Below are 22,270 nucleotides of genomic sequence, written 5' to 3' on the forward strand. Positions count from 1 at the left end.
GACTATTCATTGACTTGACGATCTTCGGCAACAACATCAGGATTGTTATCGCTCGTTTGGTCGTCAGCTTCCTTATTCTCTTCTTGTGCACTCTGTGGTTTAGGGAAACCTGGTAGGTCTTCATCCATATCGCGCAAATCAATTTCTTGATCAGCCGCATCTAAAACCTTGATATCTAAACCTAAAGATTGTAGCTCTTTAATCAAGACGCGGAAGGACTCAGGTACACCTGGCTTAGGTATAGAGTCACCCTTAACAATGGCTTCGTAGGTGTTAACCCGTCCGACAACATCGTCAGACTTGTAGGTTAAGATTTCTTGTAGAGTATAGGCTGCACCATATGCCTCTAACGCCCAAACTTCCATCTCACCAAAACGTTGGCCACCAAATTGTGCCTTACCACCCAATGGTTGTTGGGTAACTAATGAGTAAGGACCAATTGAGCGGGCGTGAAGTTTGTCATCAACCATGTGAGATAGTTTCAGGTAGTACATGACACCAACTGAAACTCGGTTATCAAACGGCTCACCAGTACGACCATCATAAAGAATAGTCTTGGCATCGCTAGCCATACCGGCTTCTTTAACAGTTTCCCAAACATCATCCTCACCAGCACCATCAAATACTGGCGTAGCAATGTGAATGCCCATCCGCCGAGCTGCCATACCTAGATGAAGCTCTAATACCTGACCAATGTTCATCCGTGATGGCACCCCTAGTGGGTTAAGCATAATATCGACTGGGGTACCGTCAGGCATATACGGCATATCTTCAACTGGTAATACAAGAGAAACAACCCCCTTGTTACCATGACGACCAGCCATCTTATCCCCAACTTGAATCTTACGTTTTTGGATAATATAAACACGCACTAGCATAGAAACGCCTGGTGCTAATTCATCACCATTATCACGTAGGAAGACCTTCACATCGTGGACAATACCGCCACCACCGTGAGGGACACGCAATGAGGTATCACGAACTTCACGCGCTTTTTCACCAAAAATAGCGTGCAGTAGGTGTTCCTCAGCTGATAACTCAGTTACCCCCTTAGGTGTTACTTTACCAACTAGGATATCGCCATCCTTAACTTCGGCACCAATTCGGATAATACCTCGCTCGTCCAAGTTGCGTAAGGCATCCTCACCAACGTTAGGAATTTCCCGAGTGATTTCTTCTGGGCCTAACTTAGTATCACGTGCATCTGACTCTAACTCATCGATATGAATAGAAGTATAGACGTCGTCTTTTACTAGGCGCTCAGAAATAATTACCGCATCTTCATAGTTGTAACCATCCCAGGTCATAAAGGCGATCAGTGGGTTTTGACCCAGGGCCATTTCCCCTTTTTCCATTGATGGGCCATCGGCTAGGATATCGCCAGCCTCAACCTGGTCCCCTGTATGAACCAAAGGCGTTTGATTGTAGCTAGTTGATGAGTTTGACCGGTGGTATTTAATCAGTTCATAGCGGTCTAGGGCACCATCTTCAGCCCGAACACGAATTTCGTTGGCATCAACATACTCTACTTTACCAGTTGTTTTTGATACAACAGCGGCGCCTGAATCGTGGGCAGCTGGATATTCCATACCAGTACCAATTAGTGGTGCCTGTGGTTTTAAAAGTGGTACAGCTTGCCGCTGCATGTTAGCACCCATCAAGGCTCGGTTAGAGTCATCGTTTTCTAAGAACGGAATACAAGCAGTCGCTACAGCTACTACCTGCTTAGGTGAAACGTCCATATAATCTACCCGCTCAGGAGCTACTTCAATATTCTCCTCAACATAACGGGCCATGACTAAGTCTTCTTTAAAACTACCGTCTTCATTTAATGGCGCATTACCCTGAGCGATTACAAAGTTATCTTCTTCATCGGCGGTTAGGTAATCAATCTTGTCAGTCACCTGGTGAGTATCCCAATCGACCCGACGGTAAGGGGTCTCAATAAAACCAAAGCGGTTAATCTTAGCATAGGTAGATAGGGAGTTAATTAGACCGATATTCGGACCTTCAGGCGTTTCAATTGGGCACATCCGGCCATAGTGAGAATAGTGCACGTCACGAACTTCGTAACCAGCCCGGTCCCGGGTTAAACCACCAGGTCCCAAGGCAGATAAACGCCGTTTATGGGTCAATTCGCCCAATGGGTTGGTCTGGACCATAAATTGTGAGAGCTGTGAAGAACCAAAGAACTCTTTTATAGCTGCTACTACCGGGCGAATATTAATTAACTGTTGCGGAGTTACTGTATCAACATCTTGAATAGACATCCGCTCTCTAACCACCCGCTCCATCCGGCTTAAACCGATACGGAATTGGTTTTGTAATAACTCACCAACCGAACGAATACGACGGTTACCCAAGTGGTCGATATCGTCAACTTTACCTAGCCCTTCATACAGGTTAAGGAAGTATGATAGTGAGGCTAACACATCGGCAACAGTCAAGGCCTTAACGTCGTCAGCTGGGTTACCATTACCGACAACATTAACAACACGCTCACGCTCAGGATCAGTATTTGAATATACCTTAACAATCTGTAAGTCAATTGGATCCGCAATCACCGCATCATCATTAGGATAAACTGTCGTCATATTCAAACCATTATCAAGCAATGGTCCCAATTCATCCATAACTTCTCGGGTAATTTCAGTCCCTTTTTCAAAGAGAATTTCACCTGTTTCAGGATCAACTAGGTTTTCTGCCAGAGTCTGGTTATAGAGACGGGTCTTGAGATCTAGTTTCTTGTTAATCTTATAACGTCCAACATAGGCTAAGTCATAGCGACGTGGATCGAAGAAACGTGCAATTAAGAGATTACGTGAGGACTCAGCTGTCTTCGGTTCACCTGGACGTAGACGTTCATAAATATCCTTGAGCGACTCTTCAGTCCGGCTATCAGAAGGATTCTTGTGGACATCCTTCTCTAAGGTTAAATCAAGGGTCTCACTTTGACCGAATAACTCTTTGATTTGGTCATCTGAACCAAAACCTAGGGCTCGCATCAATACTGACATTGCAATTTTACGCGTCCGATCAATACGTACATAGGAAATGTGCTTAGCGTCTGTTTCCATTTCTAACCAAGCACCACGGTTAGGAATAACTGTTGATCCATAAGTCAATCGGCCATTCTTGTCTACCTTGTCGTTGAAATATACACCTGGTGACCGCACCAATTGCGATACGATAACCCGTTCTGAACCGTTGATAATAAAGGTACCTGAATCCGTCATCAATGGAAAATCACCAAAGAAGATTTCTTGGTCCTTAATTTCACCAGTCTCATTATTGATTAAACGTAGTTTGACATAGATAGGCGCTGAGTAGTTGGTATCTTGGGTTCTCGCTTCAGCGACACTATATTTTGGTTCATGCAGTTGATAATCTGTAAATTCCAAAGATAGCTTACCAGCATGGTCTTCGATTGGCGAAATGTCCTTAAACATTTCTTTTAGACCCTCATCTAGGAACCATTGGTATGATTTGGTTTGAATTTCAATTAAATTTGGTAGCTCCAAGACCTCGTTAATTTTTGAAAACGAACGACGAACTCGGTGTTTCCCATATTTGACATTATGTCCAGCCATAAAAGTTGTCCACCCCTTAATGATTAGCACTTACTTATGATACTAACAGCTGAGAAAATATTAAGATTATATTAAGAAATCTTAACTTTGGTAATTTTACCCTATTTTTGGGCAAAAAAATAACAAAAGAATCCATAGCTTTTGCCATATTTCTTTTGTTTTACCAGATGGAATCGCGACCGGACAATATTTCGGCGCTTTCCAATAAAATTTTAGTTATTCTCAATCATTTTTAATTATAGCAAGATTAACCCCTTTGGTCAAGGCTTAACTATAAAAAAAGAAGCCATGACCTGTGCCACAGCTTCTATATACTAAAACATTAATCATTTAGCTTATTCAGCTAACCATTCAGCAACCTTATCCGGGTGATTATCTACCCATTCAGCCGCCGCTTCTTGAGGTGACTGCCCATCAGAAACAGCTAACATCACTTGCTCCATATCTTCTAACGTCCAGTTAAATTGGTCAAGAATTTGGTAAAGACGCGGTTGGTCTTCTTTTAGCCCCTGCCTTACCATAGTGTTAATTGTTTCTTCACCACCATAAACGCCTTCGGGATCTGCCAAGTACTTCAGGTCGTAGGCTTGAAATTTCCAATGCGGTGACCAGCCGGTAACGACAATCTCTTCTTCGTTATCAATGGCTTGACCTAAAGCAGTCGTCATAGCACCTGATGAGGAAGATTGTAAGTCCCAATTGGCTAGATTGGGATAACTAGCTAGGGCTTCTTCTGTAGCCATCATTACCCCAGCTCCTGGCTCAATACCAGTAATGACAGAGCCAGCTTGGTTGCTTAAGTCAGCAATGGAGTCAACGTCCATGTAGCTAGGCACAACCATACCAATTTTAGCCCCTTTTAGGTTCGGACCCAAGTCTTCCATTTGATCACCATACTGGTCAAATTGGGGGCCGTGGGTTTGGGGTAACCAGGCACCAACCATGGCATCTGCTTCTCCAGAAGCTACGGCTGACCACATAATCGCATTATCTAGCGGCGTAATAGTGACATCATAACCTTCACGACGTAAAACTTCGGCGATAACATTGGTAGAAGCCACTTCCGTATCCCATTCTACGTAGGACAGGGTAACAGACTCGCCATTCCCTTGTCCCTGGCTAGCTTGGAATAAAGATGATTTAAAAGCATCCTCGCTACCTAGTGTTAAAACCAATCCTAGGATGGCCAAGAGGCCGAGTAGTATTTTTTTCATTTAAGGACCTCCTATCGACGACTATCTTCAGTGGCAAAATTGGTAATGCGGTCAATAATAATGGCTAGGACCACAATACCTAAACCAGCAACAAATCCAGTACCCACTTGGGCTCTTTGTAGAGAAGATAAAACAATTCGACCCAAACCTGGTGCACCAATCATTGAACCGGTAACTACCATTGATAGAGCTAGCATAACTGTTTGGTTAATCCCTGCCATAATTGTCGACTTGGCTAGGGGCAATTCTACTTTAAAAAGTTTTTGAGAACCAGTTGAACCAAAAGCCTCAGCCGCTTCATCCAATTCTACTGGTACCTGGCGAATGCCCAGGTTGGTCATACGGACTGTTGGTGGTAGGGCAAAAATTACCGAGGCAAAAACGCCGGGTACTGTACCAATGCCAAAAAAGGCAACCGCTGGAATCAAATAAACAAAAGCAGGCATTGTCTGCATGAAGTCTAGCACCGGCTTGATAATCGCATCAGCAATATCAGATTTGGATGCTAGAATACCTAGGGGCACACCAATAATAATTGATACCAAACTGGATACCAAAACTAGGGTGACCGTATCAATCAATTCCGGCCATAAGCCCTGGTTCAAGACGTAGCCCAAACCGATTAAGACAAAGACAGGGAGCGACCAACGTTTATTTGATACAAAGTAGGCGATCACCGCCAAAGCCAGGATAAAAATAGCTGGCGGAATCATCATCAGGATGCTGGTCAAGCCATCCATAACACTGGCACCCAGGCTCTGTAGGATATCAAAAAGACCAGCAAAAGTATCAGTCATCCAAGCTGTCGCTTGCTCCACCCAGTTGGCAACTGGCAACTGGCTAATTGCTAATAAGTTGAAATTAAGCATTTACTTCCTCCTCTGAATTTTCATTAGATGACAAGAGGTCGATAACCATACGACGATTAATAATCCCTAACCACTTACCATTTTCATCGACTACTGATACTGGTAGGTTGGCGCCTGTAAGTGCATCAAAAGTTTCTTTAATTGTCGCATCTGGTGCTATGATTGGCGCATCAGTATGTAAGATATCCTCTAAGTTTAAAGGTTCGCCTGTTTGTGACTTCCTTTGAATGTAGGCTAGAGCCTCACTATCTGTGACATAGCCACGCATGGCCCGGTCATTATCAGTCACCATAATCCGAGAGATATCTTCATCTTGCATGCGACGTAGGGCCACCCGCACACCATCCCGGCTCATATTGACCGTATATTCAGGACGTTTCATGGCATTCTCGGCAGTAATCACCTTAGAGCGGTCAACATTCTCAACAAATTTCTCAACATAATCATTAGCTGGATTAGTCAAGATCTCTTCACCCGTACCAATCTGTACCACTTCACCATGGCGCATCAGGGCAATCCGATCACCAATGCGTAAGGCTTCATCAAGGTCATGGGTAATAAAAACGATGGTTTTATTAACCCGCTCTTGTAATTCAACTAATTCATCTTGCATATCGCGGCGGATTAACGGATCTAAAGCCGAGAAGGCCTCGTCCATTAAAAGGATTTCTGGATCATTGGCCAAGGCGCGTGCCAAACCAACACGTTGTTGCATCCCCCCTGACAGTTGGTCAGGATACTGGTCCTTATAACTTAGTAGTCCAGCATTATCTAAGGCTTTCTCTGCCTTGGCTTGGCGCTCAGCCTTATCAACGCCCTGAACAGCTAAGCCATATTCAGTATTCTCCAAAATCGTCATATGCGGGAAAAGGCCAAAGTTTTGGAATACCATGGAAACTTTCTTACGGCGTACCTCGCGTAATTCCGATTCAGAAATTTTTGTTAAGTCAGCCCCATCAATTTCAACTGAACCAGACGTCGGTTCAATCAGGCGGTTAATCATCCGCAGTAAAGTAGACTTACCCGATCCAGATAGCCCCATAATGACAAAAGTTTCGCCTTCGCGAATATCCATAGAAGCATTGTCAACCCCTACAGTTGCGCCGGTTGCTTTTACAATTTCTTCTTTTGATTTTCCTTCAGCTAGCATTTTTTTGGCCCGGTCAACCTGACCCCGCGAGCCATAGATTTTAGTTAGATTAGAAATCTTAACTGAACTCATAAGTTAATAATGCCTCCTATTTCATTTTTGGTTTATTGCATAAACATCACTTTTATCACCCTAACAAATCCAGCAAACCATTTCAAAAGAGACAGGCTTAGCTGGCTCTTTTTTTTCTGAAATCTACTCTTTTTCTTTTAAATTTTTTCAAACCAATTACTTAACTAAAAGTAATGGAAACCCTTGCAATTTGAGCAAATAAAAAGTACAATACCTTGCCGATATTGTACTTTTTCACAATCTAATCTATATTAACATATGCAAGAAAGGCTTGCATATATTGATAGAGATCATTTGTTAAATAATATAGTTTCACAAACTATCTAGCTTTTGACAGCTGATAAAATCCAATAACCCTTGCGTCTTTCTAGCTCAGTCACATTGCCAAAAACTTCTGCCATTTTCTTTTGTGCAGAAGGGGCTCCTTGTTTCTTTTGAATGACTACCAGCAAACGACCACCAATTTTAAGATGATCATAGGCACCTGCTAAAATCTGGTGAACAACAGCCTTGCCAGCCCGTATGGGGGGATTAGAGACAATTAAGTCAAAGTCTTGGTCGGTGACTTGGTCATAAGTATTTGATGAATAAATATGCAAGTCTCTAAGACCGTTAATTTGCGCATTTTGTTGGGCAAGTCCTAAGGCACGTTCATTAACATCCACCATATGGACTTGGTCGCTAGTCGCTAAATGACTGGCTAATATTATGCCAATGGGACCATAACCACAGCCCACATCTAATATTTTAGGGGCCAATAGCTTTTGGTCGATAATGGTTTCAATTAATACCCGCGAACCAAAATCTAAGCCAGTCTTAAAAAAAACCCCATGATCGGTATAAAATTGGTAATCGCGACCTAGGACATGAACAGGATGGGCTTGGACATCATGGGCTAGGTCCTGATTATTTTCAAAATATTGTTTACTCATTTTAAGACTCCCTTATCAATCTTTTACTCCTAGTTTAGATAAATGGCTTAAGGCCGGCAAGCAAAAATTTCCTTGTTCCTACTTTTATAGTAGAATATAGGCTAGAAAGATTGGAGGCTTGCTTATGCTTAATCGTACTAAAAAGAGGTTGAAAACGACTACCTCAATATTAGAGGTCATTATCGCTATTGTTATTGCTATCGGTGTTGTCATTGGTCTGAAAGATTTTTTTACCTACTTTATTCATATCTACCAGTATGACCCGGCCGAAACTTATGAAATCTTCCAGCGCTTCCTGGGTTATGCCTTACTCCTAATCGTTGGCATTGAGCTCATCCTGATGATTCTTTACCACTCTACCAATGCCATTTTAGAACTAATTCTATTTGTTATTGCCAGGAAAATGCTAATTTATGCTTCAACCATGCTTGACTTGGTCCTAGGCACCCTAGCAATAGCTATTATTTTTGTGGTCATGCGTTTTTTAGTCACTGATTCTGTCGACGAATTTGTCACAAGACGCAGTAACCAATTCCAAGCCCATGACCTGGTTGGACAGGTAGCCAGCCAGACTGGCGTTCAGCTACCTTTTGAGGATACCATGACTTTAGAAGCTGCAATTAAAACTTATGCGGGCCAGCACAACCTACCTATCGCTGCTAGCCAATCCTATCTCATTAATAATGGTGTGCTAACCATCACTAGTCTGACCCTTGAGGGAACCATTGACCAAGTCACAGTCAGCAGCCTGCCGCAAACTAAAGAATAAGCAAAAAGCCTGGACAGGAGTCCAGGCTTTTAATCTATGGATTTTATTATTTAAGTTCTGCAGAACCGCCAGCTTCTTCGATAGCTGCTTTAAGTGCTTCTGCTTCTTCAGCAGGAAGACCTTCTTTAACAACTGCAGGTGCACCGTCAACTAAGTCTTTAGCTTCTTTAAGACCTAGGCCAGTAGCTTCACGAACTGCTTTGATAACTTTGATCTTAGCATCGCCAGCTGAAGTTAATTCAACGTCAAATTCAGTTTTCTCTTCAGCAGCACCAGCATCGCCGCCACCAGCTACAGCTACAGGAGCAGCAGCAGATACACCGAATTCTTCTTCGATTGCAGATACTAAATCAGATAATTCTAGGATAGTTGCTTCTTTTAAGTCAGCAATAATTTGTTCAACATTTAAAGCCATTATTATTCCTCCATTTTATATAATTGTACTTGGTAATCTTCTAGATGGATAATGCCAAATTAGGCAACATCTTCTTCTTCTTTTGCTTCTGCCACTGCTTTGACAGCGTATGCCACATTGCGGACAGGTGCTTGAAGAACTGATAGTAACATAGAAAGTAGACCTTCGCGGTTTGGTAGAGAAGCAATCCGAGAGATTTCTTCTTTTGAAAGTGTGTTACCTTCAATAACCCCACCTTTAAGTTCTAGAGCTTCTGCTCCTTTAGCGAAATCCTTTAAGATACGTGCAGGTTCTACAGCATCTTCCATACCAAAAGCAACAGCAGTTGGGCCTTGGAATACTTCGGCATGATAGTCGATTTCCATAGAATCTAAAGCACGACGCATGATAGTGTTTTTGATAACTTTGAATTCAACGCCAGCTTCACGTAACTGTTTACGTAACTCAGTCACTTCTTCCACCGTTAAACCTAGGTAATCAACAACAATCATTGATTGCGCGGCTTCAATTTTCGCTACAACCTCATCTACTTGCTGTTGTTTTTTAGCAATCATTTGTTCGCTCACTAAGTTTCACCTCCATAGATTTTTTAGAGTTTTTAATAAAAAAACTCTATGTCCAAAGACATAGAGGATCTTAATAAAGCCACATCGGTGTGACCTAACTGGATCTTCCTCGGCTAGAAATTAAGGCAAAGCCGCTAGCTGTCTTCGGTAAGCAATTGATTTTCATCAACGATAGTTATATTACCAGAATGACTCAGTTAGGTCAACACTTTTTTATCTTTATTTGAAAACTGCCTTAATTTCAACATAATCATCGATACCAAAACGACCTTTTTCTCGGCCTACACCCGATTGCTTGTAGCCACCAAAGGGTGCGTGGTCAGGCATACTGGCACCATTAATAATCACATTGCCTGTTCGCATAGCCTGAGCCACCTCTAGTGCTGGACCTTCTGGGCCAACTACTGCTCCTGACAAGCCATAAATTGAATCATTTGCTTGTTTAATAGCATCTTCTGTGTCTTGATAGGTCAGAATAGTTAGCACAGGACCGAAAATTTCCTCTTGGGCAATTGACATGCGATTATCAGCCTCAACAAAGACAGTTGGTGCCACAAAGTACCCTGGTCGCTCTAAGCGGTAACCACCCGTTAATAATTCGGCGCCCTCAGCCTGTCCTTGATCGATATATTCAAGAACTGTTTCCATCTGTCCTTTTGAAACCATAGGCCCAATGACTGTATCCGCGTCACTTGGGTCGCCCTGTTGGATAGTGTCAATATAGTCTTTTACTACTTGCTTGGTCCGATCATATTCATCAGCAGGTATTAATAAACGAGTCAGGGCTGAACAAGTTTGACCAGAGTTGTTAACACAGCTATCAACTGCTTGCTTCACAGCTGCTTGTAGGTCGCCACCTGGCAAGTAAATCAAGGCCGATTTCCCACCTAACTCTAATACTAGTTGCTTAACTGTACTAGCCGCCTTATGATAAAGTCCTTGACCCACTTCCGTTGAACCAGTAAAGGAAATTAAATCTACATCTGGGTGGCCAGCTAGGTAGTCCCCCGTCTCACTACCTGATCCAGTGACTAGATTGAAAACACCAGCTGGCAAACCAGCCTCTTCAATAATTTCAGCATAAATCATGGCTGTTAGTGGTGTTTCTGAAGCTGGTTTGACGACAATCGTGTTACCGGCCACTAGAGCTGGTGTTAACTTACGCTGGATTTGATTTAAAGGATAATTCCAAGGTGTAATCGCTGCGACCACACCCACACCTTCACGTCTAATCACCGCATTATCCAAATCTTCCTGGAATGGATATTGACGCGCCTGGTCTAAGGTTGCCTGACTCTCCTTAATTGCCATCGGTGCCTGACGCTGGCAAGAAAAGGTCTTACTTGCCCCTAGCTCAGCCACAATTGTAGCAGCAATTTCATCCTGGCGGGCAGCCAAACCCTCCTCAACTTTTTCTAGGAAGGAAATACGCTGGTCAACATGCAATTGGCTCCATGGCAAAAAGGCTTTTTTAGCCGCTGCTACGGCACGATCTACATCAGCCTGGCCAGCCTTGGGTACGCGTCCAATTACTTCTTCGTTAGCAGGATTAATGACGTCAATCATTTCACCACTACTGGCATCTTGCCACTGGTTATCAATAAAAAGTTGGTAATCCCTCATATTTTCTCCTCCTAGTTTGTAAGGCTTACATCTTATAACAAGGATACCACGAGCCCTTCTATGCTTACAAATGATAACCCTAGTCAACTAGGAATTATAATAAAAAAACCTGGACTGCAGTCCAGGTTAAATATCTAATTATAGAGAGTTAACATCAACTTTGACACCAGGTCCCATAGTTGAAGTCACTACTAAGTTACGTACATAAGTACCCTTAGCTGAAGCAGGTTTCACACGTAAAATAGTTTCGTGTAAAGCCTTGAAGTTTTCAACTAAGTCTTCGTTACTGAATGACACTTTACCGATTGGCACATGAACATTACCAGATTTATCAGCTCGGTAAGTTACTTGACCAGCTTTGATATCAGTTACGGCTTTAGTCACATCTTGTGTTACTGTACCAGTTTTAGGGTTAGGCATTAAACCTTTAGGACCTAAAACGCGACCCAAGCGACCAATTTGACCCATCATATCTGGTGTTGCTACGATAACGTCAAATTCAAACCAACCTTCATTGATTTTGTCGATGAATTCTTGCTCACCAACATAGTCAGCACCGGCTGCACGCGCTTCTTCAGCTTTTTCGCCTTTAGCAAAAACTAAAACGCGTTGGGTGTTACCAGTACCATTAGGTAATACCATAGCACCGCGGATTTGTTGGTCGTTCTTCTTAACATCGATACCTAAGCGGTAAGCAACTTCAACAGTTGCATCAAAGTTAGTGTATGAGTTTTCTTGGATAATTTTTACTGCTTCATCAGCTGCATAAATTTGATTCTTGTCAAATTTCTCTGCAACCGCTAATTGTTTCTTAGATTTTTTTGCCATTATTTTTATTCCTCCTTGTGGTTTTAGCGGATAGTCCTCCCACGATTGTTATCGTTTGACGGTTTACTTTAATTAGCCTTCAACAACGAAGCCCATTGAGCGTGCAGTACCTTCTACCATACGCATAGCAGCTTCAACATCGGCAGCATTTAAGTCTTCCATTTTAGTTTCAGCAATTTCACGGACTTGGTCACGTGTAACTGTTGCTACTTTATTTTTATTTGGCTCACCAGAACCTTTTTCAGTTCCTGCAGCTTTTTTAAGTAATACAGCTGCTGGTGGGGTTTTTGTAATAAAGCTAAATGAACGATCTTCGTAAACTGTAATAACGACCGGAATAATCATACCTTGTTGGTCTTTAGTACGTTCATTGAATTCTTTAGTAAATCCCATAATGTTGATACCAGCTTGACCTAATGCAGGACCTACTGGTGGCGCAGGACTAGCTTGACCTGCAGGAATTTGTAATTTAACGATTGAATCTACTTTTTTTGCCACGACACATTCCTCCTTGTTTCTGTTCGTGTTGTGGTTTAATGGGGCAGCAATTTTTACCCCTCCCACAGTGTGTTTGCCACACATCTTGGTATTAAACCATATTTAGCTTAAAATAGCAAGCTTTTTCTAAATTTTATCAACTTGGTCAAAGTTAACTTCCGCATTGGTCTCACGGCCAAACATCTCTACAATCACTTTGAGCTTACCATGCTCGTTGTCGATTTCTTCAACCCGACCTTCCATACCATCGAAGGCACCATCAGTAATTAAGACCACTTCACCCAAGTCAAACTCAATATCCCGGTGACGGCTGGCCATACCTTGGCTACGTAAAATATTGCTTACTTCCTCTGGTAAGAGTGGGGTTGGTTTAGAACCCTGTCCGTGTGAGCCTAAGAAACCAGTAACCCCCGGCGTATTACGCACAACAAACCAGGCTTCATCGGACATTATCATTTCCACTAACACATAACCCGGGAAAGTTTTGACCATCACAGACTTGGTTTCACCATTTTTATTACGCTTAACTTGCTCCTCCTCAGGTACAACAACCGTGAAGATATAATCTGCCATCCCCATGGAGGTGATCCGCATCTCTAAATTTTGTTTAACTTTGTTTTCATACCCAGAATAGGTGTGAAGGACGTACCATTGCTTGGATTGCTCTAATTGTTCTACCACAGACGCTTCCTCTTTCTTTTTCAAATTAAAAAACCTCTCAACGATGTGAAAGGTTTTATCCGCAACTTCTTCCCTTTAAGTTTACCATAAAGTAAAAGGACTTGCGACATTTTATTGGCTTCCTTTTAAACTTGTAAGAACCAATTAAAGGCTTGGGTTGCTGCCCAGTCAACTAGGCCAAGGAATACAGCAACAACAATAATTGTTGCTACAACAATACCGGTATACCGCATTAATTCGCGGCCAGTTGGCCAAGTGACCATTTTCATCTCATGAAAAACGCCCTTGATGAAGCCCATAATAACATCCTTTCTCTCACTTCTCCGCTACTTGGTTTGTTTATGGAGGGTGTGCTTGTTGCAGTATTTACAGAATTTCTTTACTTCTAACCGTTCCGTACGATTAGCGGGGTTTACTTTAACCGTATAATTTCTTTGACCACATTCAGTACAGGCCAGAGTAATTTTAGCAACTGCCATCGACGCGCACTTCCTTTGTTTTACTTATATTTAAACATGATAAATGGCTTTTTTTCAAAAGTCAATAAGAATCAGTAAGGAGCCAAGGCTAGCCCTGGCTCCAATTTTATCACTAGTATTAATCAAAATAATAGAGTCGTTTTAGTCGACAGCGTTGCTGGGCACGGCTGACTTGAGAGACTGAGCATGATAGTTGGCTAGCTATCTCTTTAACAGTTTTACCTGCTAAACTAAGATCAAAGACTAGCCGCTCTAATTCAGATAAAGCCTGACGGTATTCAGCATAGGATTCCCTAATAATCACTCTATTTTCAGGGTTATCAGAAGCTGAAGGCGTAAGCAAATGTTCATGCCAGCAGCCATCAGGAAACTTATCTTCCAAATAACTTTTATGCTTATCACTTAGACGTTTAACAGCATTCTCAGCTCGTACGAGATCAACCATACGATTATGATAAGTTCTTTTGATAAAGGCAGCAAAAGATACATCACTGTTAACTTTAAATTCTTTAGTGGCCTTATTAAGTGACACGAGTAACTCTTGAATATAATCATCGCTATCCATTAACTGGATGCGATAGCTACGACTAGCAGCATAGGCTAAAGGAAGGTAACGACGCGCAAGGGTCCGAAAAGCTTCCTCATCTCCATTCTGCCATCTTTTAATCAGGTCTTTATCAGATAACGCCTTATAAAATAATTCTTCATTATTTTGAACCACAGCTTCCTCCTCGATTAAAATCGTTTATTGGTCACTAAGATTATCCAGCAAATACTTTAGTTGCTTCATCTGATGACTAGTCCAAGGCGAACGGCGGCGGTAACGGCGATGGTTATAATCATTATTTTCGCTAATAATTTCTTTTTCAGTACCAATCACATCCCGCCACAATTCATTGGCTGACTTACGTAGGGCCCCTTTTTGAAAAACTAACCACTGTTCGGCTAGATCACTAGTTGCCACTGTCACATTAGTCAACACATTCACTCGGTCTTCTATCATCGCTTCTATAAATTGATCAGCAGTTTCCCCTTCTCCTGTAAAGACCACCTCCAGTCGAAATTGCTGGTATCGCTGGCTAATGCCGGGCACGAACTGGGCGTCAAAAACAACCCAAGTGTCAATATCATGATAAGCAGAATAGTTAGACAAAAGGGCCAGTAGCAAATCTCTTGCCGCCGCCATTTGGTCCTGGTCTTTCAACTGGACTAATGGCGGCCAAGCACCAATCATATTGTAGCCATCAACAATAAGTTGCTCTCGCCTCGCCATCTTCTCCCTCCTATCCTTTAGCTCTTTGCCGCTTCTCCAATACCTTGTAACTGATTAAGGCACAAGCCACACTGGCATTCAGACTCTGGACATGCCCTACCATAGGGATAGTCACCGTTCCATCTAGCTCTTTAGCTAGACCAGGCGAAATGCCTTTGCCCTCGTTGCCAATCACGATAGCTAGCGGCAAATCAGCCTGCATCTCCCAGTAGCTTTGACCTTGCATATCAGTTCCAAATACCCACACACCAGCCGCCTTGAGTTTTTTAACCGTTTGGCGCAGGTTGGTTACCCGGGCCACCGGCACATGCTCAATCGCACCAGTCGAAGTCTTGGCCACCGTCTGGGTCAGACCAACCGCCCGTCGGTTAGGGATAATCACCCCATGTACCCCGCACGCATCAGCTGTCCGCAAGATAGAGCCAAGATTATGTGGATCTTCAATACCATCTAAAATCAAAATAAAAGGCAGTTCTTGACGACTGCTAGCCAGCGCTAGCATATCGTCGATATCGGCGTATTCATAAGCCGCTACAGCTGCAACTACCCCTTGGTGGTTTGCATGGTCAGTCAGTTCATTTAGCTTCTTTTTAGGCACAAAATTAACTAGAATCTTTTCTTTTTTAGCCCGGCCTACTAACTTAGCTAAGGCCTGTTTATCGGCCTGGTCTTGGACAAATAACTTGTTAAAAGGACGACCAGCAGACATGGCTTCATTTACAGCATGAATACCATAAATGAAATCTTCCTGGCTCCTTTTTTGGTCTTTAGTCATGGCTACTCTCCTCTAAATAAGTGATACCCCATTCAGCAACCGCTTTAAATCGACTCGGCTGGCTCACAGCCAAATAACCCATCAAAGCCTCAAAGCCTGTCGCAATTCGGTAAGTTTGAATATCAGTATTTTTGGCAGCAGTATGACTTTTAGCATTACGGCCGCGTTTATAATAGCTTAGTTCTTGGTCACTTAAAAAGCCCTCCTGGTCTAGCATCGCTTGCATCAAGCGGGCCTGGCCCTTAGCAGAAACAAAGCGGGTAGCTGTCTGGTGTAGTTGGTTAGGCTTAGTTAATCCTGCAGCTAAAATATGGCGTCTAACCATTACTTCCCACTCCGCATCGCCCAAGTAGGCTAAGGCTAAGCCATTTATTTGCCTAATATCACTAACCATTATTGGTCAACTCGTTTCCAACGGGTCCCTTGCGGTGTATCATCTAATTCGATACCCTGGGCCTTTAACTGGTCACGAATCTGGTCAGCGCGAGCAAAATCCTTGTTTTGACGGGCAGCTTGGCGGTCATCAATTAGGGCCTGAATATCATCTTCAAGTAAGTCTGCTTCACTAGTAAATATGAGACCAAAGACACCAGTAAGTTGGCTAAAACTATCTAAGTATGCTTGCAGTACAGCCTGAGAAACCTGGTCCTGTTCACTATATACATTCATATCTCTTATCAGCTGGAAGATAACAGTCATGCCATTCGGGGTATTGATATCATCATCCATAGCCGCAACAAAGGCCGCCTCATGGCTAGCTATTTTTGCCAGCTCATGGTCATCTTGGTCCAGTGCTTGCACAGCTGTTGGGAGACGATAGTTGGCATTTTTATAAGCATTATTTAATTTTTCCAAGTTATTTTTAGCATCTTGGATGTTTTGCTGGCTAAATTTCAAAGGACTACGGTAGTGGGCCGTCGCTAAGAAATAGCGGATAACTTGGGGATCAATTTCGGCAATTAAATCATGGGCCAGCACAAAATTCCCTAAAGACTTGCTCATTTTTTCGCCATCATCACCCATAGTTACAAAACCGTTATGCATCCAATAGTTAGCAAAAGTTTGACCGGTTTTAGCTTCTGACTGAGCAATCTCATTTTCATGATGCGGGAAAATTAAATCGTGGCCACCAGCATGAATATCAATTGTATCCCCCAAATACTTGGTAGCCATAACTGAACATTCAATATGCCAACCGGGACGCCCTATCCCCCAAGGTGAGTCCCAAGATACTTCACCTGGTTTGGCTGCTTTCCAAAGGGCAAAATCCACACTATCCTCTTTGACTGCCTGATCATCACTAGCAAGCCGCTGGCTAGCTCCTTCACGTAGGTCATCTAAATTCTGGTCTGATAGCTTGCCATAACCCTTAAATTGTCGCGCCCGGAAATATACGTCCCCATTAGTTGCATAAGCATAGCCTTTATCAATTAGGTCAGCCACAAAAGCAATAATATCCGCCATATTTTCAACTACCCGGGGATTAGCAGTAGCCCGCATCACATTTAGGGCGTCGGTATCCTGGTAGAAGGCCTGGATATATTTATCCGCGACCTCATCAGTTGTAAGACCCTCTTCATGCGCTCGGTTAATAATCTTGTCATCAACATCAGTAAAATTAGAAACATATTTAACCTGGTAGCCCCGGTACTCCAAGTAGCGGCGTACCGTATCAAAAGCTACTGTTGACCGTGCATTACCAATATGAATGTAGTTATAAACGGTAGGGCCACAAACATACATGCTAATTTCACCAGGCCGTAGTGGTTTAAGTTCTTCTTTTTCTCTAGTTAAGCTGTTGTAAATTTTGATCATGCTTATCGACACCCTCACTCTGCTTGCTGTCTCTTTCAATATTACGGGCCGGATTGCCAACAGCTGTTGCATAGGCCGGCACATCCTTAAGAACAATTGCACCCGCACCAACCTTGGCATGGGCACCAATACAAATTGGCCCTAAAACCTGGGCATGGGCACCAATCATTGCACCGTCGCCAACATCAGGATGACGTTTACCCTTATCTTTGCCGGTCCCACCTAAGGTGACACCGTGAAATATCATAACATCATCACCAACCACAGCTGTTTCACCAATCACTGTGCCACCCCCATGATCAATCACCAAGCGACGACCAATCTGGGCACCCGGATGAATTTCTATTCCGGTTATAAAGCGTGAAAAATTTGCAATTAAACGAGCGATTAAATAAAGACGGTGCCTATAGAAGAAATGACCTACTCTGTGCAAACCCAAAGCATGGACACCTGGGATAGTGAGCAACACTTCTAAGGAGGATTTAATAGAGACATCATTAGCCTTGTAAGCACCAATTAGCTCTTTAATTGCAGAAAACACACCTCTAACCTCACTCTCTTACATTTTAATGAATTCTTTATAATTATAAAGCTTATTTACAATAATCTTACCTGATTTTCACAAATTTTACATTAACTGATTTCAAGTTAACGGCAAAAAGCCAGTGCTGGCAACGATTAACGCTTAAATTTTAAATTTTAAGTAAATTTGTTATTTCATTATACCAATCTTTTTGATTTTTCTATAGTCATAGACTAAAAACCATATTTTATAGACGTAAAAAAGCCTAGTGGTAGCCCACTAGACTCTTCTTAATAATTTGATTTACAGCACCTAGGCTTCAGTTTGATAATTACTTTCTAAATGCCAGATATCATCATTATACTCGCGGATAGTCCGGTCACTTGAGAAGTAACCTGCTTCAGCGATGTTAACTAGGACCTTACGCATCCAGGCTTCTTGGTCTTCATAATCAGCATACATTTGTTCTTTGACATCGATAAATTCTTCCAAATCAATCAAGGCCATAAAGTAGTCTTTATTAGCAATATCCGTATGGAGACGACGCAGGTTTTCCTTGTTACCTAACTCGAGCATTTCATCAGAAACGATAAAGTCCACGATTGGCTTAATTGCTTCCCGGTGATAATAGTCGTGAGCGCTATAAGCATTGCGCGCATAAAGGTCAACAATTTCCTCTGAAGAACGACCAAAGATATAGATATTATCTTCACCAACTTTTTCCGCAATCTCAACGTTGGCGCCATCTAAGGTACATAAGATCAAGGCCCCGTTAAGCATGAACTTCATGTTACCAGTACCAGAAGCTTCCTTAGAAGCCAAGGAAATTTGTTCAGAAATATCAGCTGCCGGAATCAAGTACTCAGCCTCAGTAACATTATAGTTTTCAACCATTTCTACCTGTAAGTAAGGTCTAACTTCTGGATCACGTTGGATCAAATCAGATAGAGTCAAGATCAGGTGAATAATATCCTGAGCAATGGTATAAGCCGGCGCAGCCTTACCACCGAAGAGAATCGTAATTGGTGTCTTTGGTTTTTGACCAGCCTTAATCATTTGATATTTCTTGATAATATAGAGGGCCAACATTTGTTGACGCTTGTACTCATGAATCCGTTTAATTTGGACATCAATAATGGAGTTAGTCCGGATTGGAATATTTTGGGTGATACGGAGATGTTCAGCCAAATGTTCTTTCTTGGTAGCCTTAATTTCAGCTAGTTTTTGATAGACTTCTTCATCATCTTGGAAGTCATATAAACCAGTTAAGTCGGCATCATGATGCCAAGCCCGACCAATTTTTTCATCTAAGAATTCACTTAATTCATGGTTAGAAGCCATAATCCAACGACGGAAGGTAATACCGTTCGTCTTGTTATTAAAGCGCTCAGGATAAATATCGTAGAAGGCTTTAAGTTCAGAATTCTTCAAGATTTCAGTATGCAGACGTGCTACCCCGTTAACTGAAAAACCATAGTGGATGGCCATATGCGCCATATGAGCCCGGTCGTTATTATCGATAATGCTTACCGCATCATTACCAGGGAAGTTATGCTTCACTAGATCAGATAAGCCGCGGATAATATTAGCCACATCAGGAATAATTTCATCCAGATAGTTCATTGGCCATTTTTCTAAGGCCTCTTGCAGGATAGTGTGGTTGGTGAATGCTACAACCTTGCTAACCACATCAACAGCTTCTTCAAAGGTCAAACCATGCTTGGTGGTTAATAGGCGCACAAACTCAGGGATAATTAAGGCTGGGTGGGTATCGTTGATTTGTACCACAGCGTACTCATCCAGGTCATGTAGGTTAGAACCTTTTTCTAAGGCTTCGTCAATAATTAATTGGGCAGCATTAGATACCATGAAGTATTGCTGGTAAATACGTAATAATTCACCGTTACGGTCGGAATCATCTGGATACAAGAAGAGGGTTAGGTTTTCTTCGATATTTGTTTTATCAAAGGAAATTGAGCCCTTTTCAATAATATCAGCATTGACTGAATCTAAGTCAAATAAGCGCAAACGGTTACGCGTTTCTTGCTTGTAACCTAATACTTCTAAATCATATAGAGTGGAAGTTAGGGTAAAGCGGGCAAAGGGTACTTCATATTGCACGTCGCTCTTAGTTAACCAGGTCGGCTCAATCAACCACTCATCTGGTTTGTAGCCTTGTTGGTTAAATTTAAAGAATTGTTGGAAAAGACCAAAGTGGTAGTTCAAACCAACACCATCAGCTGTTAAGCCTAGGGTAGCTTGTGAGTCTAAGAAACAAGCTGCTAAACGGCCTAAGCCACCATTACCTAGTGACGGCTCAATTTCAGCCAATTCAATATCATCCAATGACTTGCCATTAGCAGCTAGCTCAGCCTTCACTTCATCGTAGATGCCTAGGTTAAGCAAGTTATTACTTAACATTTTACCAATTAGAAATTCAGCTGAAATATAGTAAAGCTTTTTCTTTTCATTATTGACTGGCAATAATTTGGCTTCGCGTTGAACAATTTTTAATAAAATATAATAGAGCTCTTGGTTGGTGCATTCGCTAATCGGCTTATCTAGGTATTCCATAGCAACGCTTTTTACATTATTATTTGGCATTTTTTCCTCCAAAAAGAATTAGTCGTAACAGTTACATTTTAAATTAGGACTAAATGTCCTCAGGGTCTTCGCTTAATTTTTCGTTCTCCCTGAAATACAGGCTGGTTAAATTAAGCAGCTGCTCCTTGAGCGTGTTTGTAATTGCCCGGCTGTCCATCCGCCACATCCAATTAATGCCGATTGTGGACGGCACATTCATCCGTGCCTCATTACCTAAATCTAATAAGTCCTGCATAGTATAAATCACAGTATCGCTGACACTGGCGGCAATCCCCCGGTTAAGGGCATGAGAAGCAGGTTCTCCTGGTCGCCGGTTCAAGTAAGCATCCATCTGGTCACGGATTGCCTGGCTAGCAGTTTCTTCATACCAACCACGGGCTGTTTCATTATCATGGGTGCCCACATAAGCCACACTGTTTACTGGATAATGGTGAGGTAGGTCGTCGCTATCAGCCTCACCATCAAAGGCAAATTGTAATATCCTCATGCCCGGATAGCCTGTGGCATCGCGCATATCGATCACTTCTTGGGTCATATAACCTAAATCTTCAGCAATAATCGCCAAATCACCGCGGGCTGCTTTAAGACTATCAAAAAGCTGGTTACCCGGCCCCTTGGTCCAGTGACCATAGGCAGCAGTCGGCGCGCCGAAAGGCACCTCCCAGAAGGATTCAAAGCCCCGGAAGTGGTCAATGCGGATAATATCATAAAGATCAAAACTATGGTCTAAACGCCATAGCCACCAGTCATAGCCCTGGTCAGCCATATAATCCCAATCATAAATCGGGTTGCCCCAATATTGACCATCGGCCGTAAAGGCATCAGGTGGTACACCAGCAACCATGGTCGGATTCATCTTGACATCAACCTTGAAATATTCGGGCCGTTGCCACATCTCCACACTATCGCGAGCCACATAAATCGGCATATCGCCGATAATTTGGATATGGTGACTATTAGCATAAGCCTTGAGCTCCTGCCACTGAACCTGGAAGAAGTATTGGCAAACTTCATGAAACTTATAAGTATCAGGTTGACTAGCGACATAATGAGCCACTGCCTCACTCTGATAGTCCTGGTAGGCTTCATCCCATTCATACCAAGCCTGTAGGCCAAATTTTTCTTTTACCGTCATGTAACGACAATAGGGATCAAGCCAGTCTTGGCTAGCCGTCACAAATTTTTGATAGGCCGACGACTGGTCCAAGCCTTGATTGACAAAATTGGCAACCGCCTGCTCCAGGATAGGCCGTCTAGCCTCAAACACCTTAGCATAATCGATTTTATTAGGGTCACTACCAAAGTCCACATCCCGGTAAGCAGCAGGATTTAACAAACCTGCCTGACTTAGACGCTCTAAGTCGATAAAATGGGTATTGCCGGCAAAAGCCGAGAAAGATTGGTAGGGTGAATCACCATAACTAGTTGTTGTCAGTGGCAATATTTGCCAGTAGCTCTGCTTGGTTGCTACTAAAAAATCAACGAAGTCATAGGCTGATTGACCAAAAGAGCCGATACCAAAATCATTGGCTAGGGAAGAAATATGTAATAATACACCGCTTGCTCTAGTCATAAGCGCTCTCCTTACTTTAGT

Annotated in this window: 20 protein-coding genes, 1 pseudogene and 1 other annotated feature; of the genes and pseudogenes, 1 reads left to right on the forward strand and 20 read right to left on the reverse strand. The window is 42.6% G+C overall.

Annotated features, from left to right (window positions below; all coding sequences use genetic code 11):
• Positions 1-2: 2 nt before the first annotated feature.
• The 4 genes and pseudogenes from rpoB to AWM75_RS04240 form a co-directional block, all read right to left on the reverse strand.
• Positions 3-3,590: a DNA-directed RNA polymerase subunit beta gene (rpoB, locus tag AWM75_RS04220; RefSeq protein ID WP_067978638.1), complete on the reverse strand. Its 3,588-nt coding sequence runs from the start codon at positions 3,588-3,590 to the stop codon at positions 3-5.
• Positions 3,591-3,925: 335 nt separating this feature from the next.
• Positions 3,926-5,673, reverse strand: a pseudogene (locus AWM75_RS08935) (ABC transporter permease/substrate binding protein).
• A complete protein-coding gene (locus AWM75_RS04235) occupies positions 5,666-6,895 on the reverse strand; it encodes a quaternary amine ABC transporter ATP-binding protein (protein ID WP_067978647.1) in 1,230 nt (409 codons plus the stop codon). Before AWM75_RS04235 ends, AWM75_RS08935 begins: the two are co-directional and overlap by 8 nt.
• A gap of 323 nt (positions 6,896-7,218) precedes the next feature.
• Positions 7,219-7,827 (reverse strand): class I SAM-dependent methyltransferase, encoded by a 609-nt coding sequence (locus AWM75_RS04240; RefSeq protein ID WP_067978651.1) that lies wholly within the window; start codon positions 7,825-7,827, stop codon positions 7,219-7,221.
• Positions 7,828-7,951: 124 nt separating this feature from the next.
• Between AWM75_RS04240 and AWM75_RS08795 the strand changes: the two genes are divergently transcribed.
• Positions 7,952-8,596, forward strand: coding sequence for a hypothetical protein (locus AWM75_RS08795; protein WP_074572653.1), 645 nt, complete (start codon positions 7,952-7,954; stop codon positions 8,594-8,596).
• A gap of 46 nt (positions 8,597-8,642) precedes the next feature.
• On the opposite strand, the gene rplL is transcribed toward AWM75_RS08795, so the two are convergent.
• The 16 genes from rplL to malQ form a co-directional block, all read right to left on the reverse strand.
• Positions 8,643-9,011, reverse strand: a complete 369-nt coding sequence (gene rplL, locus AWM75_RS04250; RefSeq protein WP_067978655.1) for a 50S ribosomal protein L7/L12 — start codon at positions 9,009-9,011, stop codon at positions 8,643-8,645.
• 59 nt (positions 9,012-9,070) lie between these two features.
• On the reverse strand, positions 9,071-9,577 hold the full coding sequence (gene rplJ, locus AWM75_RS04255) for a 50S ribosomal protein L10 (protein WP_067978657.1): 507 nt from the start codon (positions 9,575-9,577) through the stop codon (positions 9,071-9,073).
• Between the two features lie 28 nt (positions 9,578-9,605).
• Positions 9,606-9,743 (reverse strand) — a sequence feature (ribosomal protein L10 leader region).
• A gap of 53 nt (positions 9,744-9,796) precedes the next feature.
• Entirely contained in the window at positions 9,797-11,200 is a 1,404-nt protein-coding gene (locus AWM75_RS04260) for an aldehyde dehydrogenase family protein (RefSeq protein ID WP_067978661.1), read from the reverse strand.
• Between the two features lie 138 nt (positions 11,201-11,338).
• Positions 11,339-12,028 (reverse strand): 50S ribosomal protein L1, encoded by a 690-nt coding sequence (rplA, locus tag AWM75_RS04265; protein ID WP_067978663.1) that lies wholly within the window; start codon positions 12,026-12,028, stop codon positions 11,339-11,341.
• A gap of 72 nt (positions 12,029-12,100) precedes the next feature.
• Positions 12,101-12,526 carry a 50S ribosomal protein L11 gene (gene rplK, locus AWM75_RS04270; RefSeq protein ID WP_067978666.1) on the reverse strand — a complete coding sequence of 142 codons (426 nt, stop codon included), beginning with the start codon at positions 12,524-12,526 and terminating at the stop codon, positions 12,101-12,103.
• Positions 12,527-12,652: 126 nt separating this feature from the next.
• Positions 12,653-13,207 carry a transcription termination/antitermination protein NusG gene (gene nusG / locus AWM75_RS04275; protein ID WP_067978669.1) on the reverse strand — a complete coding sequence of 185 codons (555 nt, stop codon included), beginning with the start codon at positions 13,205-13,207 and terminating at the stop codon, positions 12,653-12,655.
• Between the two features lie 125 nt (positions 13,208-13,332).
• Positions 13,333-13,476, reverse strand: a complete 144-nt coding sequence (secE, locus tag AWM75_RS04280) for a preprotein translocase subunit SecE (RefSeq protein WP_235585061.1) — start codon at positions 13,474-13,476, stop codon at positions 13,333-13,335.
• 57 nt (positions 13,477-13,533) lie between these two features.
• On the reverse strand, positions 13,534-13,686 hold the full coding sequence (gene rpmG / locus AWM75_RS08605) for a 50S ribosomal protein L33 (protein WP_074572655.1): 153 nt from the start codon (positions 13,684-13,686) through the stop codon (positions 13,534-13,536).
• A 118-nt stretch (positions 13,687-13,804) separates the two neighbouring features.
• On the reverse strand, positions 13,805-14,407 hold the full coding sequence (locus AWM75_RS04285; protein ID WP_067978675.1) for an RNA polymerase sigma factor: 603 nt from the start codon (positions 14,405-14,407) through the stop codon (positions 13,805-13,807).
• Positions 14,408-14,431: 24 nt separating this feature from the next.
• Positions 14,432-14,959, reverse strand: a complete 528-nt coding sequence (locus AWM75_RS04290) for an NYN domain-containing protein (RefSeq protein ID WP_067978678.1) — start codon at positions 14,957-14,959, stop codon at positions 14,432-14,434.
• 10 nt (positions 14,960-14,969) lie between these two features.
• The gene (gene rlmB, locus AWM75_RS04295) at positions 14,970-15,734 is read right to left on the reverse strand and encodes a 23S rRNA (guanosine(2251)-2'-O)-methyltransferase RlmB (protein WP_067978682.1); all 765 of its coding nucleotides are present in this window, start codon (positions 15,732-15,734) and stop codon (positions 14,970-14,972) included.
• Positions 15,727-16,128 carry a Mini-ribonuclease 3 gene (locus tag AWM75_RS04300; protein WP_067978685.1) on the reverse strand — a complete coding sequence of 134 codons (402 nt, stop codon included), beginning with the start codon at positions 16,126-16,128 and terminating at the stop codon, positions 15,727-15,729. Before AWM75_RS04300 ends, rlmB begins: the two co-directional genes overlap by 8 nt.
• Positions 16,128-17,549 carry a cysteine--tRNA ligase gene (gene cysS / locus AWM75_RS04305; protein ID WP_067978687.1) on the reverse strand — a complete coding sequence of 474 codons (1,422 nt, stop codon included), beginning with the start codon at positions 17,547-17,549 and terminating at the stop codon, positions 16,128-16,130. The genes AWM75_RS04300 and cysS overlap by 1 nt, the downstream gene beginning before the upstream one ends.
• Positions 17,521-18,090 carry a serine O-acetyltransferase EpsC gene (gene epsC / locus AWM75_RS04310; RefSeq protein ID WP_082702051.1) on the reverse strand — a complete coding sequence of 190 codons (570 nt, stop codon included), beginning with the start codon at positions 18,088-18,090 and terminating at the stop codon, positions 17,521-17,523. The genes cysS and epsC overlap by 29 nt, the downstream gene beginning before the upstream one ends.
• Before the next feature lie 294 nt (positions 18,091-18,384).
• A complete protein-coding gene (locus AWM75_RS04315) occupies positions 18,385-20,676 on the reverse strand; it encodes a glycogen/starch/alpha-glucan phosphorylase (RefSeq protein WP_067978691.1) in 2,292 nt (763 codons plus the stop codon).
• 49 nt (positions 20,677-20,725) lie between these two features.
• Complete coding sequence (malQ, locus tag AWM75_RS04320) at positions 20,726-22,249, reverse strand: 4-alpha-glucanotransferase (RefSeq protein WP_067978694.1); 1,524 nt, start codon at positions 22,247-22,249, stop codon at positions 20,726-20,728.
• Positions 22,250-22,270 lie beyond the last annotated feature (21 nt).

The organism is Aerococcus urinaehominis, assembly GCF_001543245.1.
GTDB classification, from domain to species: Bacteria; Bacillota; Bacilli; order Lactobacillales; family Aerococcaceae; genus Aerococcus; species Aerococcus urinaehominis.

Bases quoted from the DNA above. Each gene is read 5' to 3' on its own strand.
- rpoB (WP_067978638.1), bottom strand. From the start codon at position 3,590: ATGGCTGGACATAATGTCAAATATGGGAAACACCGAGTTCGTCGTTCG.
- AWM75_RS04235 (WP_067978647.1), bottom strand. From the start codon at position 6,895: ATGAGTTCAGTTAAGATTTCTAATCTAACTAAAATCTATGGCTCGCGG.
- AWM75_RS04240 (WP_067978651.1), bottom strand. From the start codon at position 7,827: ATGAGTAAACAATATTTTGAAAATAATCAGGACCTAGCCCATGATGTC.
- AWM75_RS08795 (WP_074572653.1), top strand. From the start codon at position 7,952: ATGCTTAATCGTACTAAAAAGAGGTTGAAAACGACTACCTCAATATTA.
- rplL (WP_067978655.1), bottom strand. From the start codon at position 9,011: ATGGCTTTAAATGTTGAACAAATTATTGCTGACTTAAAAGAAGCAACT.
- AWM75_RS04260 (WP_067978661.1), bottom strand. From the start codon at position 11,200: ATGAGGGATTACCAACTTTTTATTGATAACCAGTGGCAAGATGCCAGT.
- rplA (WP_067978663.1), bottom strand. From the start codon at position 12,028: ATGGCAAAAAAATCTAAGAAACAATTAGCGGTTGCAGAGAAATTTGAC.
- secE (WP_235585061.1), bottom strand. From the start codon at position 13,476: ATGAAAATGGTCACTTGGCCAACTGGCCGCGAATTAATGCGGTATACC.
- rpmG (WP_074572655.1), bottom strand. From the start codon at position 13,686: ATGGCAGTTGCTAAAATTACTCTGGCCTGTACTGAATGTGGTCAAAGA.
- AWM75_RS04290 (WP_067978678.1), bottom strand. From the start codon at position 14,959: ATGGCGAGGCGAGAGCAACTTATTGTTGATGGCTACAATATGATTGGT.
- rlmB (WP_067978682.1), bottom strand. From the start codon at position 15,734: ATGACTAAAGACCAAAAAAGGAGCCAGGAAGATTTCATTTATGGTATT.
- AWM75_RS04300 (WP_067978685.1), bottom strand. From the start codon at position 16,128: ATGGTTAGTGATATTAGGCAAATAAATGGCTTAGCCTTAGCCTACTTG.
- cysS (WP_067978687.1), bottom strand. From the start codon at position 17,549: ATGATCAAAATTTACAACAGCTTAACTAGAGAAAAAGAAGAACTTAAA.
- AWM75_RS04315 (WP_067978691.1), bottom strand. From the start codon at position 20,676: ATGCCAAATAATAATGTAAAAAGCGTTGCTATGGAATACCTAGATAAG.
- malQ (WP_067978694.1), bottom strand. From the start codon at position 22,249: ATGACTAGAGCAAGCGGTGTATTATTACATATTTCTTCCCTAGCCAAT.